This window comes from Streptomyces sp. SID14478, from assembly GCF_010548525.1.
In the GTDB taxonomy this organism is placed as follows: Bacteria; Actinomycetota; Actinomycetes; order Streptomycetales; family Streptomycetaceae; genus Streptomyces.
On the sequence record NZ_JAAGMG010000142.1, the window covers coordinates 42,847 to 54,479 of the forward strand.

Annotated in this window: 13 protein-coding genes and 1 pseudogene; 3 read left to right on the top strand and 11 right to left on the bottom strand. The window is 68.8% G+C overall.

All coding sequences use genetic code 11. The features are described 5' to 3' along the window. Positions 1-425: 425 nt before the first annotated feature. The 3 genes from G3I40_RS05345 to G3I40_RS05355 all read right to left on the bottom strand — a co-directional run bounded on the left by G3I40_RS05345 (position 426) and on the right by G3I40_RS05355 (position 4,128). Positions 426-2,039 carry an FAD-dependent oxidoreductase gene (locus G3I40_RS05345; protein WP_343244832.1) on the bottom strand — a complete coding sequence of 538 codons (1,614 nt, stop codon included), beginning with the start codon at positions 2,037-2,039 and terminating at the stop codon, positions 426-428. Then, a complete protein-coding gene (locus G3I40_RS05350; RefSeq protein WP_164300989.1) occupies positions 1,940-2,353 on the bottom strand; it encodes a hypothetical protein in 414 nt (137 codons plus the stop codon). The genes G3I40_RS05345 and G3I40_RS05350 overlap by 100 nt, the downstream gene beginning before the upstream one ends. Before the next feature lie 452 nt (positions 2,354-2,805). Next, positions 2,806-4,128 carry a YncE family protein gene (locus G3I40_RS05355; protein ID WP_164300990.1) on the bottom strand — a complete coding sequence of 441 codons (1,323 nt, stop codon included), beginning with the start codon at positions 4,126-4,128 and terminating at the stop codon, positions 2,806-2,808. A gap of 718 nt (positions 4,129-4,846) precedes the next feature. Here G3I40_RS05355 and G3I40_RS46960 point away from each other — a divergent pair. Beyond that, complete coding sequence (locus G3I40_RS46960; RefSeq protein WP_239091551.1) at positions 4,847-5,314, top strand: hypothetical protein; 468 nt, start codon at positions 4,847-4,849, stop codon at positions 5,312-5,314. Between the two features lie 518 nt (positions 5,315-5,832). Here the strand turns inward: G3I40_RS46960 and G3I40_RS05375 are convergent. Beyond that, positions 5,833-6,006, bottom strand: coding sequence for a CsbD family protein (locus G3I40_RS05375; protein WP_164300991.1), 174 nt, complete (start codon positions 6,004-6,006; stop codon positions 5,833-5,835). Between G3I40_RS05375 and G3I40_RS05380 the strand changes: the two genes are divergently transcribed. Then, positions 6,005-6,190 (top strand): hypothetical protein, encoded by a 186-nt coding sequence (locus tag G3I40_RS05380; protein WP_164300992.1) that lies wholly within the window; start codon positions 6,005-6,007, stop codon positions 6,188-6,190. The two genes, G3I40_RS05375 and G3I40_RS05380, sit on opposite strands and share 2 nt — an antisense overlap. Positions 6,191-6,194: 4 nt before the next feature. On the opposite strand, the gene G3I40_RS05385 is transcribed toward G3I40_RS05380, so the two are convergent. The 4 genes and pseudogenes from G3I40_RS05385 to G3I40_RS46390 form a co-directional block, all read right to left on the bottom strand. Further along, complete coding sequence (locus G3I40_RS05385; RefSeq protein WP_164300993.1) at positions 6,195-6,764, bottom strand: hypothetical protein; 570 nt, start codon at positions 6,762-6,764, stop codon at positions 6,195-6,197. A gap of 107 nt (positions 6,765-6,871) precedes the next feature. Next, the gene (locus G3I40_RS05390) at positions 6,872-7,912 is read right to left on the bottom strand and encodes a YihY/virulence factor BrkB family protein (RefSeq protein WP_164300994.1); all 1,041 of its coding nucleotides are present in this window, start codon (positions 7,910-7,912) and stop codon (positions 6,872-6,874) included. Between the two features lie 385 nt (positions 7,913-8,297). Further along, positions 8,298-8,546: pseudogene (locus G3I40_RS05395) on the bottom strand (WhiB family transcriptional regulator); the annotation flags it as partial. Between the two features lie 167 nt (positions 8,547-8,713). Then, positions 8,714-8,857 (bottom strand): hypothetical protein, encoded by a 144-nt coding sequence (locus tag G3I40_RS46390; protein ID WP_203643480.1) that lies wholly within the window; start codon positions 8,855-8,857, stop codon positions 8,714-8,716. A gap of 143 nt (positions 8,858-9,000) precedes the next feature. Here G3I40_RS46390 and G3I40_RS05400 point away from each other — a divergent pair, with 143 nt between their 5' ends. Further along, entirely contained in the window at positions 9,001-9,180 is a 180-nt protein-coding gene (locus G3I40_RS05400) for a hypothetical protein (RefSeq protein ID WP_164300995.1), read from the top strand. Between the two features lie 113 nt (positions 9,181-9,293). Here the strand turns inward: G3I40_RS05400 and G3I40_RS05405 are convergent, their stop codons facing one another. Genes G3I40_RS05405 through G3I40_RS05415 form a run of 3 tightly spaced genes read right to left on the bottom strand, consistent with a single transcriptional unit; the run spans position 9,294 to position 11,622 of the window. Beyond that, positions 9,294-10,172 (bottom strand): SigB/SigF/SigG family RNA polymerase sigma factor, encoded by an 879-nt coding sequence (locus tag G3I40_RS05405; protein WP_164300996.1) that lies wholly within the window; start codon positions 10,170-10,172, stop codon positions 9,294-9,296. Beyond that, positions 10,169-10,519 carry a hypothetical protein gene (locus G3I40_RS05410; protein WP_164300997.1) on the bottom strand — a complete coding sequence of 117 codons (351 nt, stop codon included), beginning with the start codon at positions 10,517-10,519 and terminating at the stop codon, positions 10,169-10,171. The genes G3I40_RS05405 and G3I40_RS05410 overlap by 4 nt, the downstream gene beginning before the upstream one ends. Further along, complete coding sequence (locus tag G3I40_RS05415) at positions 10,516-11,622, bottom strand: cobalamin-dependent protein (protein ID WP_164301026.1); 1,107 nt, start codon at positions 11,620-11,622, stop codon at positions 10,516-10,518. The genes G3I40_RS05410 and G3I40_RS05415 overlap by 4 nt, the downstream gene beginning before the upstream one ends. Positions 11,623-11,633 lie beyond the last annotated feature (11 nt).

Below are 11,633 nucleotides of genomic sequence, written 5' to 3' on the forward strand. Positions count from 1 at the left end.
GTAGAATCGCGCCAACGCACAGAGGGAATTCAACCGGCACAAGGCGTAGGAACCTGCCGAGGTGAATTCCCCGTGCGGCACTCGCTATTCGGACGTCGATCCCAACGGAGATGCCATTTTGCAACAGCTTAGCAACACCGGCCTGTCGACGGAGGGATTTGCGTCCCGGCAACTTCGTCACGCCCAGGACTGGTACTCCAAAAGCAGACGAACGCTGGTAGAGGAAGTTCTGCGTGGCGCAGCCTATAGCGTCGGCTCCGGCGTCGTGAGTGTCGTCATCGTCTGGATCCAGAGTCGTTTCTGACGGGGACGACGATGAGTAGGAGGACGAGGGTTCGCGAATCAGGGAATCAGCGCGCGCCGTTGTGGCCGGCTCGTGAGCACTCGGTGCGAGTCGGTAGTCGACGGTGGTGCTCAGATGGGCGTCAACAGCGGGCGGGCATGGCGTAGGTCCAGCGGAGCAGAGCTTCGCCGATCGTGCGGTCGTCGGGAAGGTGATCCCAGGCTTCGGCGACATGGCCGTCGGGTCTGACCAGGGCGGCGCTCGCACCGAAGGCACCGGAGGCGTGCTCAGGCAGGAGCAGAGTGTCGGGGAGTGAGACGGAGCTCCACAGCTCGGACGTGCCGTCACGCAGGGCCAACAGGAAGCGCCCTGGGCGGAGACGGTCCAACAGGTGCGGGTCCTGAAGGCGACTGCCGACCAGCGGATGGGCGTCGGGCGGGGCGGGGTACCGGACGTCAAGCCCGGAGACCCAGCCGGCCAGGCGGCGAGCGGCGCTCTCTTCCTGGGTGATCAGATCACTCATCAGGCCGCGCAGGGCGGCGCCGGCCGGACTGAACGTATACATGAGCGCGCTCTGGGCGAGCGTGTTGTGGGCCAGGGCCTGGGCCACGGGATGCCGCTCTTCGTGGTAACTCGCCTGCTCGGCAAGGATGTTGGGTGGAGCGATGCCGTTGCACTCGGCGGCCAGTTTCCAGGCCAGATTGGCGGCGTCCTGCAGGCCGACGTTCAATCCCTGGCCGCCCGCCGGGAACTGCGTGTGCGCAGCATCCCCGGCCAGGAAGACACGACCGCTTCGCAACCGCTCGGCAGTGTGGGTGGTGTCCGTGACCCTGGAGCGCCACACGATCTCGCGCAGGGCGAAGTCGGTGCCGGCGATGCGACGCATGGAGCGCCGCAGGTCCCGCCCGGTCAGCTCGGCGTCCTGCACGGCGCGCACTTTCGCGGGACTCAGGCCGGTGTCACAGGGCTGAGCCCCGAAAAGGCGATGCAGACCGCCCGGCAGCGGCAACACGCTGAGCGTGCCGGACCGGACATCCCAGTGGTGCACGGGGCGCGGTGGCGGCGCGCCCAGCCGTACGTCGGCAACGAAGGTGATCAGTGACGGGGCGGTGCCGGGGAAGGCGATGCCGGCCTGCCGACGCACCGTGCTGTGGGTGCCGTCGGCGCCGATCAGATAACGCGCTTCGTGCACAGCCCCCTCGCCCCGGACCCGAACCCGGACCCGGACGCTGTCGTGGTCCTGTTCCACCCGCTCGACCCGATGCCCGTATCGGACCGGGACGCCGCGAGAGCGCAGGTGCTCCAGGAGCAGCCCCTCGGTGCGGGTCTGCGGAACCATCAGGACGTACGGGTAGCGCGTGGGCAGCGCGGAGTAGTCCAACAGCGAAGGCAGGAGCGCGAAGTGGGCGCCGGTAATCGTGCGTCCCTGCGCCGCCAGTACGTCTCCGAGGCCGCGCCCGTCGCATGCACGCAGGGCGCTGAGGACCTCCAGGGTGCGCGGGTGGACGGTGGCGCCCTTGGAGTGCTCGCTGGGGCCGGCATGCTGCTCCAGGACGGTCACCTTGACGCCCGCCCCGTCCAGCAGGGCGGCGGCGAACAGCCCCACCGGCCCGCCGCCGACGATCAGTACGTCCGGAGCGCCACCACTGCCGGAGCTCACCGTCCTGCGGCCCTCGGACGCGTCAGGGCGACACCGCCGAGCAGCCCAACGGTCGCAGCGGTGTGCACCATCAGCGCCTGTCGGTTGGGCGCCCACACCCCGGCGGTCGGCCCGCCGGACCACAACGCGGCGCAGTATCCGCCTGCCGCGGCCGCCGTCGCCCGCCACAGATTCCGGCTGCGCCCGGGGCCGGTGAGCACACCGATGCCGACCGCCGTGAGCGCACCCGCGCTGATGAGCACCTCGCGGGCCATGTGGTACTGCAAGTGCCGTTCACCGTAACGAAGTTCAGGAGTCCGGCACGCGTCATCCGTGATGTGGGTGAAGGTGTGCCACACGGACGGGACGGCTGCGGCGATCCCGGACAAGGTGAGGCAGGTGCCGAGGTATTCACGGGCGGTGCGGGGCATCGGGGCCTTTCTTCCGATCAGGGTGGCGCCGCCCGGCCTCCGTTGTCCGCCGGCGGCCTGACGGGCTTGTGCGTGGCCTCAGCCCACTGCTTGTCGACACGGGAGATTCGGGCCTGGCGAGCGCGTTCCGCGAGGGTCGACTCGGCAGACATATCGAGTTCAAGGGGCCACGTTCCCAACGGCGTGGGGCCCGCGCCAGGTGCGCTGCTCCGGTAGAGCGTTCCGTTCACCCACATGGCGCCGCAGGAATGCAGACGAGAAGAAGAGGGCGTTCTCCCCTTTCGGCGAGCTGGCCGGCCCCGCAGGGAACTACTCCGAGCGCTGCCCCCACCGCGCTACCCGATGCCACCAATCGGCTTCGGTACTCGCGGACGCGACCCGGCGGCCCGACTGCGAACGCGCAGTCGGGCCGCCGGGACCAGGAAGGGACGCGGCATCCCGCGGATTCCCTGTCAGGGGCAGGTGACGAGGAGGACGGTGATGGCGTTGCAGGTGACGGACGCCGAGTCGTTGGCGGGATTCGGATCGGTGGGAGCGGAGGCCGTGCGCAGACCCGACACCTTGACCGGGCCGAGACTCAGCAACTGCAGCGGGACGCGGAACGTCTTGTTCACGCTCGCGTTGTTGGCGATGGCTCCGTAAGTGCACGTCACCGTCGTGGTGGCGGCGGTGCACCCGGCAGCGAGGTTGGTGGCCCTGGCGCCCGCGGGGAGCTTCGCGGTCAGGGTCGCCGAAGTGACGGCCTGCGGGCCGACGTTGTGAGCGGTGAGGGTGTAGGACAAGTACGGCGCCAGGAGGCTCAGGTGCGGCTGCGCGGTGAGACCGACCTTGATGTCCGCCTTCTCCCCCGGCGACGGTGCGGAGGCGAAAGCCAGACCGTACGGGCCGCTGAACCCGTCGATCGTGGCCGTGACGGCGTTCGTCCCGGTGTCGATGACCGAGACGGTGCCGGCATCGACGTTGGTGGCATACACCGCCGTGCCGGACGGGGCGGGCTCGACCCTGGCCGGACCGTCTCCAACCGGGACGGTCGCCGTCACGGTCGCGGTCGACGTGTCGATCACCTTCACGTCGTCGCTCCCCCGGTCGGCGACGTAGGCCCGTGCGCCCGATGCGTCGAAGGCGACGCTGTTCGGGGCGGTGCCGACCGCGATGGTGGCGCTGACGGCGTTCGTCGTCGTGTCGATGACCGAGACCGTGGTGCCACCACTGTTGGTGACATAGGCGGCGGTGCCGGAGGGGCTGACCGCCACACCGGCCGGGGAGGCCCCGACGGGGACCGTGGCCGTCACCGTGTTCGTGGCCGTGTCGATCACCGAGACCGTGGCCTCGTCGCTGTTGGTCACGTAGGCGGTGGCGCCCGACGGAGCGACGGCCACGCCGTTCGGTGAGATGCCCACCGGGACGGTGGCGCTGACGGCGTTCGTCGCGGTGTTGATCACCGAGACCGTGGTGCTACCACTGTTGGTGACGTAGGCGCGGGTCCCGGACGGAGAGAAGGCCACGTTGAGCGGGTTGCTGCCGACGGCGATCGTCGCGGTGACCGCGTTGGTGTCGGTGTCGATCGCCGAGACGGTGGCTTCGTTGTAGTTGGTCACATAGGCGTGTGCGTCTGCCGGGTCGACGGCCACCCCGACAGGTCTGCTGCCGACGTCGATGCTGCCGGTGACGGTGTTGGTGCTCGTATCGACCACCGAGAGGGTGTTGCCGTAGAAGTTGGCCACGTACGCCGTCGGGCCGGTGGCGGCCTGCGCGGGCGCGGACAGAACCGTCATGCCCGTCAGTGCCAGAGCACCGCCGACGGCGAATGATGTCAGCTGCCGCTTCCGGACGGTCGAAGCCGTTCGTCCTGGCGCGGAGCGTCGGACGCCTCCGAAGAATCTGGAGGGTCTGGAGAGTGCACGGGTCAAAGAACTGCCCCCTTCAGCGTGTCCGCACCCCGACGGCGGGTCCGTGAGGCCCCGGGGACCGGCGGTGGTGCGGTCGTGCGGGCCCCATCAGTAGCTGTCGCTCCAACCACCGGTCGACGAGGCCCTCGTACGGCGCGTACGGCGCCTGCATCGGCCGGGGATCGCACCACCGTCGCCCGTCCGAAGACCGGCAACGCCAACACCCGGCAATGTCAGGGGAATCATTGCGCTCACTCGCCGACTCAGGAGTCAATTCTTCACTGTTGTCCGAATACGGCCAGTAGCTGACCATCCGACACCTTGACGCTGGGCCGAGCGGCGCTGCGACACTCAGCCACTGAGTTGCTGGGCGGGGCCGTGCCAGACGGGTGCCGCCATCTGTACCCGCACGACTCGGAGTACGCCGCCAATGCTGCACTCTTGACCCGATCATGGAGACTCCGGCGACCTAGATGCACCGACGAATGGCAGGATTCGCCACGTGACGGAGTACACGTGGCCGAAGGGTGTCGGTGGTGCGAGGCCTGAGGACATACGGCATGCCTGGCCGGCGACGAAGGCGGCCCTACCTATCGGTGCCACCGTGAGTGGCAAGGTCGTCGGGCGGCAGCCCTTCGGCGTCTTTGTGCAGATCGACGGCGTCAACGATGCCATGGGCTTGGCAGAGATCTTCGCCGCGCCGCCAGGAAGCGTCCCTCCGCCACTGGGGTTCATGATCAGTGGGCATGTTGTCGCGCATGCAGATCACAACTGTCAGGTCCGGCTCAGGCTCGACGACTGGGGTGGCGAGCGTGCAGCCCTGCCGCTAGAACCCCATGAGCGACTCGCCGATCGCGAAGCCTTGAGCGGTTTCCTGAGGCGTCTTCGAGAAGACTTCGAGGCAGCAGGCGCCCAGTGGGAAAATCGAACACTGGACACTTTCCTGGAAGCGCTGGAAGCGTGGGTATCGGACGCGCCGGGATGGTACGCGAATCATGACCAGGAGCTACCGGCCGACGGCGACTGGCAGTTCATCGCTCGGGCCCTGAGCGCGGCTCGGTTCTACGAGTGACGCCGTACTCCTCCGCCCGCCGCGCGTACAGACCGCGGGCGCACGGCTGCGGGGGCACTCGCAATATCTGCAGGTCGGTACTGGTCAGCTCCTCCGTGACTTGATGAACCACACGGCGGCGACGGCGAGGACGACGAGGACGATCAGAAACTTCATGAGAACCTCGTGCCCACGATCACGGTGGATAGTCCGTGAACACCTCAGGCGCACCTCGCCGACGCGACAGCCCCTCGACGAGCCATGGCGCCGCTCCCGCGGATTCCCCTTGTTGCCGGCCGCTCCCCCACGGACCACCCCACGCCTCATGCAAGGCGGCCACGTCGCGGGCACTCCCCCACTCGGGCGGACCTCAGAATGCTACTTGCGCTCGCCCCTTCTCCTCCCCTGGCTGTTCCGCATGAGCCCCGTGCCTCGCTCCGCGCCTCCCCCAGCCCGATCCTGATGTCTCTGCCCACAACGCGGCGCGGGGCCGGCCCGAAGTGGGCCGGCCCCGCGCCGGGTGTGTACCGCTCATGGGATCAGTGCTTGCCCATGTCCTTCGCGGACTCCTTGGTCTCGCGGGCCGCACCCATCGTCTTGGCCGCGCGGCCCTTGGCGGTCAGGCGCTCGTTGCCGACGGCGCGTCCCGTGGCTTCCATGGCGGCGCCCGCAGCCTGCTCCGCCTTCGCCTTGGCCTTCTCACTCGCGGTCATGCTGTTCACCATCCGTTCCATGGACTGCAATGTGCTGATCTTCGACTGGCCGCTTCTCGTCCGGCTAAACCCGCCGGTGTGGAAGGAGTTTTTCGTGCTTGGGGCCGTCGTGCGGCTCCTGGTCCGGTGCATTCGTCCGGGAACGTCGTGGGGGACGAATGCCCTCGCGAAGCGCCACCCGTGAGGCGCTATCCGCGCTCGCGCCCGACGAGAGGCTTCGTGGCGGCGTCGGCCGGCCGGGGGGTCGTGTCCTCGTCGCGCAACGCGGCGTCCATGACGTGCAGCCGACGGTTCTGCAGCCCGCTGAAGTACGTCAGCCAGGAAACGAACACCACGGTCAGCACGGAGAATCCGACGATCTGCCGGGGCCCCGCCGTGAGGCCCATGAGGACGGTGATCGTCACGAACATGACCGCCATGAACACGAGCGCCGCCTTGCGATGGCGTGTCCGGTGCAGGCGCTGGTCGACCAACTGGCGCATCGCCTGTCGTTGGCCGGGTTCGGTGGGGACGTCCCCGGAGCGCAGCCTGCGGTCCAAGGAGATCAGGCCGTCCGTGTCACCGGCAGCACGCTTCTCCCTGCGCCGGATGACCAGGACGACGACGATTCCGCCGACCGACGTGGACGCGGTGCGGGACAGGACCGCGGCGAACGAGCCCTGCGGGTAGAGGAGTTGGACGAGCACGGCGCCGACTAGTACCGCCAGCGCCATCTGGACCCAGAGATGCTTGGCGAGAAAGGTGTTGACACGTTCCACGGCGGTCCCCTCCGCTCGACGGCTGGAGCACCCGCATACCCCTGCCGACACCCCGCACGCGGCCGTCGCGGCGCAGGATGCGGAGGTCCGCCGTCCGCCGTCGTGCCTCAGTCGACCTTTTCCTCGTCGCGCTCGTCCCAGGCCTGGGTGTCACGCGGCTCGATGAAGGGCTCCGAATCCTCCGGGTGACCGGCCTCCACGGCGCGCTGCCGGGCCAGCTCCGCATCGAACTCCAGGCCGAGCAGGAGCGCGAGGTTGGACAGCCAGAGCCAGACGAGGAAGACGATGACGCCCGCCATCGCGCCGTAGGTCTTGTTGTACGAGGCGAATCCGGAGACGTAGAAGGTGAATCCGCCGGAGGCCAGCAGCCATACCAGCAGCGCGAGGAAACCACCGGGTGTCACCCACAGCCAGCCGCGGCCCTTGATGTTGGGTGTGGCCCAGTACAGCAGGGCGATCATCAACACCAGCAGGATGCCGAGGACCGGCCACTTGGCGATCGACCACAGCGTGAGCGCGCTGTCCCCCACACCGACGAAGCTTCCGGCGCGTTCGGCGAAGGACCCGGTGAACACGACGATGAAGGCACTCGCGGTGGCGAGCAGCATCAGGGCGACGGTGAGGCCGAGCCGCAGCGGAAGGATCTTCCACAGCGGGCGGCCCTCGGGGACGTCGTAGACCTTGTTCGCCGTCCTGACGAACGCCGCGACGTAGCCGGACGCCGACCACACCGCGAGCACGATGCCGAGCACCGCCATCACGGAACCGGTCCCGGCGTTCCCCTTCAGCTGGGTCACGGTCGTGGTGAGGAGGTCGCGCGCCGGTCCCGGGGCGAGCGTCTCCAAGTGGTCGAGGATCTTCTTCGTCGCGCTCTCGCCCATCACGCCGAGCATCGACACCAGGACCAGGAGAGCGGGGAAGAGCGACAACACCGCGTAGTACGTCAACGCGGCTGCGCGGTCGGTGAGTTCGTCCTCCTGGAACTCCCGGAAGCTGCGCTTGAGGATCGCGCCCCAAGCCTGCCGGGGCAGTTTCAGCGGCGAGTCAGGGGCCTCGCGTTCGACCTCGTCCGCCGGGCCGTACTCCTGCGGCCCGCGGTCCGCCACCTCGGTGGCGCCTGTGTCTTCGTCGCTCTTTACGTGCGTCATGAACACCTAATCACCCGTTCCGGCGCGCGCACGCCCCTAAAGGAGGCTCCGCTTCCGGATGGGCGAGCGGCCGGGACACTGTCATCGAGCCGGTCGTGGCCACGCGTCCCGTTCGAAGGGGGTCCGTCGAAGTGATCCGAAGGGGGTCCGTCGAAGTGATCTGCCGCGCGTCATGGATGGTCGTGGTCCCGCGCGGGCAGCCGGGAGTGACCCCCTGGCGGCTGAGATCGCCGACCGGGCGTGATGATCTCGTCACATAGATGCGCAGCAGCGACAGCACATGGGGCTGCTGCCGACGGTTCCCCTGCCCGCTCTCCGAATCCGCCGAGAGCGTCCCTCAAGGCGTGCGCAGTTATGCGTCCGCCGTCTCGCGCACATGGTGGCGGCGTGCGGATTCCAGGAGGGAGCGCCACGAGGTGACGTCGGGGCGGCGGCGCAGGAGGGCGCGGCGCTCGCGTTCCGTCATGCCGCCCCACATGCCGTGCTCGATGCGGTGGTCAAGGGCGTGGGCCAGACACTCAGTGCGTACGGGGCACGGCTTACAGATGCTTTTCGCGCTCGACTGCGCGGCCCCGACGAGGAACATCTCGTCGGGATTCACGGCGTAGCAGTTCGCTTGCTCTTCCCATTCCACCGTGTCCCATTGCCCCCGAACGTCACGTGTACGCCGGTGAGTTCGTCAGCGCGACGAATGCCGAGGGCTCAAGTCGGTGTAGTCGTCGATGAGTTCGGTTGTCCGACGGCCGTGGTCCGGAGAGGCTGAGAAGGTGATCTGCTGCCGGGCGGACGCGCGGGAGGTGTTCAGCGGCGACGCAGTCGGCTGAGCCAGGCGCGAGCCTGAGCCTGCCTGCGGGGGTCCGAGGCGGTCCGGCGGGCCGTGGCGATGACCCGCTTGCCCTGCGGGCTGCGGCTGTACTGCTTGATCTGGTCGAAAATACCGGGCATGACGCCTCCTTCGTGGTGACTGTGGTGCGGTGCGGGCGGCGACTCTGCACCCCCGCTCGACATTCCGGTTACCCGGGAAGCGGTACGGAACACGAAAGAGGGCACAAGGGCGTCGACCACACCGACGAGGAACGGGAGTTCCCATGTTCGCCATCGCCGCTGCCGTGCTGTTTTTCCTGGCCTTCCTGATCAACGCCGCCGACATCTCGACGAACGACGTCTTCACCTCGGTGAACGTCATGCTCCTCGGGCTCACCGCGCTGGCCCTTCATCTTGCGGGGGCCGGCGGGTGGGCGCGCAGCAGATCGTCGCGCCGTCGTTGAGGCGGCCCGCGCGGCAGCGCGCCCCGCAACGCGTCTGTCGCTCCTGACGGAGTTGAGCCCCGCAACGGCCTCGATGAGGTCGGTACGGGGCTCAACTCCTTTTTGTGCAGGTGCTATTGCTCGGTCATCAATCCTGCCCTGAGGCCCGCGACAACACGGGAGATGAGGCGGGACACGTGCATCTGCGAGCAGCCGATCTCGTCGGCGATCTGCTGCTGGGTGCGCTCCTCGACGAAGCGCAGGTGGAGCAGGCGCCGATCACGCTCGTCGAGGTCGGCGATCAAAGGCGCGAGGGAGTGGAAATTCTCCACGAGTTCGAAGCGGTCCTCGTCGCAGCCGAGGAAGTCGCCCAGCAGCACCTCGGCATCGTCGTCCTTGCCGTTGGCCGCCGCGTCCAGGGAGACGCTGTTGTAGCCGTTCGACGCCCTCTGCGCCTCGGCCACCTCGGACGGCTCCAGCTGCATCAGCTCGGCGAGCTCCGCCGTCGAAGGCAGGCGCCCGAGTCGAGTACGCAACTCCTCGGTGGCCCGGGACAGTTCGAGCCGGGCCTCCTGGAGGCGACGCGGCACGTGCACGGCCCAGGACGTGTCCCGGAAGAACCGCTTGATCTCGCCGGTGATGTACGGGATGGCGAAGGAGGTGAATTCGACCTCGCGGCAGAGTTCGAACCGGTCGATCGCCTTGATCAGGCCGATCGTGCCGACCTGGGTGATGTCCTCCATTTCCTGCGGTCCGCGGTGCTTGAACCGCGACGCCACGTACTGCACCAAGGAGAGGTTGACCTCGATGAGCACGTTGCGCACGTAGCTGTACTCGTGCGTGCCCTCCTCGAGTTCGGTGAGGCGCGAGAAGAAGTGCCGCACGATACCGCGGGCGTCCTTCGGCGCGATCGAGGCCGGGTCTGCGTAAGCGCGGGCGAGAAGGCTCTCCTGGTCCGCTTGGTTCTTCTGGGCTGCTTCGTGGGTCTGTGCGCGTTCTGTCGTATTGATCATGCGTCCGCCCCTTCGAATCGTGTGCTGCTGTCGTGGTCGGTCATCTGCCGCGCTGGTGGCGCGCCCCCGCAGGGGGCAGGGGCGCGCCCGGCTCCGGCCGACTCGTGTCCGTGAGGGATTGTTGCCGCCTGGCCGATGACGTGGTCGACGGTTTCGGTGGTGGTCAAAAGCTGGGCCGTCCGCACCGAGCGTGCGGTGAGGTGCAAGGTCACGTGCTCCTTGTCGAGTCGTTGGCGCCGCGCCAGGAGGGGCGGCGGGTTCATGGCGTCGAAGCCGCTCGAGTCCGCGCGGTCCGGTCGCAGCCGGCGTGCCGCGGCGGGCTGGATGGCTTCGCGGGCGGCGGTCACGCGGTCCCTCCGAGTGCGCAGGCGCTGAGAGCGGTGCGTGCGGCGGCGAGGGCGCCGGTGGCGCGCGGGAAGTCGATGAGCTGGTGCTCCAGGGAGTCGAGCACGGGCAGCAGGCTCCTCGGCGGGACGCCGCGGGCCTGCAGGATGTCGGCGGTCCAGGTCAGGAAAGTGGTGAACAGGTCGGCGTCGTCCACGTACACGGCCGTGGCCAGGTACGTGACGATGTGGTCGATGTCCTCGGCGGTGCGCTCGCGCTGGTACTCGGAGTAGGAGCGCAGGGGCGGGAATGCGGCCTCGACGTCGAGGAGTGCTTGTTTGACCAGCTGTCGTTTCGTCTGCCTGACCAGCGTGTACTCCTGGTCCTTCAAGTGCGGCAGGTCCAGGTCGGGCAGGCGGGCCGCGGCCGCGGTGGGCCGTTCGAGCCCCTGCATCAGCACACGGTGGGCACCGGGGGCGTCCGGAGCCCAGGCGGCCTGCATCTGGTGGGCGTACCGGCCCCGGGGACCGAATGCGGCGCCCCCGGCCATGACGGGGACACCCGCGGCCTGGCACGTGCTGATCGCCGTGTGCGCGGTCGGCAGGTGCGCCGGGATGGAGGAGGACAGGAGGACCGCGTCCGTCGGCCGTTGATGGAGGTGGGCTATCAGGTGCTCGGTGGGCACCTGGGCGCCCAGGTAGTCCACGCGCCAGCCGCGCAGGCGCAGCACCTCGGTGACCAGACGGGCGGGCAGGGCGTGCCACTCACCGTCCACGCAGGCCACCGTGACCCGGCCCGGGGTGTCCGTGTCGGCCAGTGCTGAGGCTGCTGCGTCGGCGACGGCGGAGACGCAGCGTTCGTTCAGGGCGGTGGCCGCGTGTTCCTGCGCCACCGTGATGGCGTTGGCCGCCCACTGGATGCCGACACGTTCCTGCACAGGTGCGATCAGCCGCAGCAGCGTCCGCTCGGCCGCGGCCAGCACGTCGCGCGCAGAGCCCGCGCCCACGGCATGCCGCACCAGGGCTACGGCGTGCGTCTCGTCGCAGGCCATTGCCGCCTGCCACAGTTGCTCGCGCAGTTCGTCGTCACTGGCCGCCACCTCGTCCGTGGTGGCCTCCGGGGTCATGGGGGCAGCTG

Bases quoted from the DNA above. Each gene is read 5' to 3' on its own strand.
- G3I40_RS05380 (WP_164300992.1), top strand. From the start codon at position 6,005: ATGCTGTTCACCATCCGTTCCATGGACTGCAATGTGCTGATCTTCGAC.
- G3I40_RS46390 (WP_203643480.1), bottom strand. From the start codon at position 8,857: ATGCCCGGTATTTTCGACCAGATCAAGCAGTACAGCCGCAGCCCGCAG.
- G3I40_RS05405 (WP_164300996.1), bottom strand. From the start codon at position 10,172: ATGATCAATACGACAGAACGCGCACAGACCCACGAAGCAGCCCAGAAG.
- G3I40_RS05350 (WP_164300989.1), bottom strand. From the start codon at position 2,353: ATGCCCCGCACCGCCCGTGAATACCTCGGCACCTGCCTCACCTTGTCC.
- G3I40_RS05400 (WP_164300995.1), top strand. From the start codon at position 9,001: ATGTTCGCCATCGCCGCTGCCGTGCTGTTTTTCCTGGCCTTCCTGATC.
- G3I40_RS05390 (WP_164300994.1), bottom strand. From the start codon at position 7,912: ATGACGCACGTAAAGAGCGACGAAGACACAGGCGCCACCGAGGTGGCG.
- G3I40_RS05415 (WP_164301026.1), bottom strand. From the start codon at position 11,622: ATGACCCCGGAGGCCACCACGGACGAGGTGGCGGCCAGTGACGACGAA.
- G3I40_RS05375 (WP_164300991.1), bottom strand. From the start codon at position 6,006: ATGACCGCGAGTGAGAAGGCCAAGGCGAAGGCGGAGCAGGCTGCGGGC.
- G3I40_RS05355 (WP_164300990.1), bottom strand. From the start codon at position 4,128: ATGACGGTTCTGTCCGCGCCCGCGCAGGCCGCCACCGGCCCGACGGCG.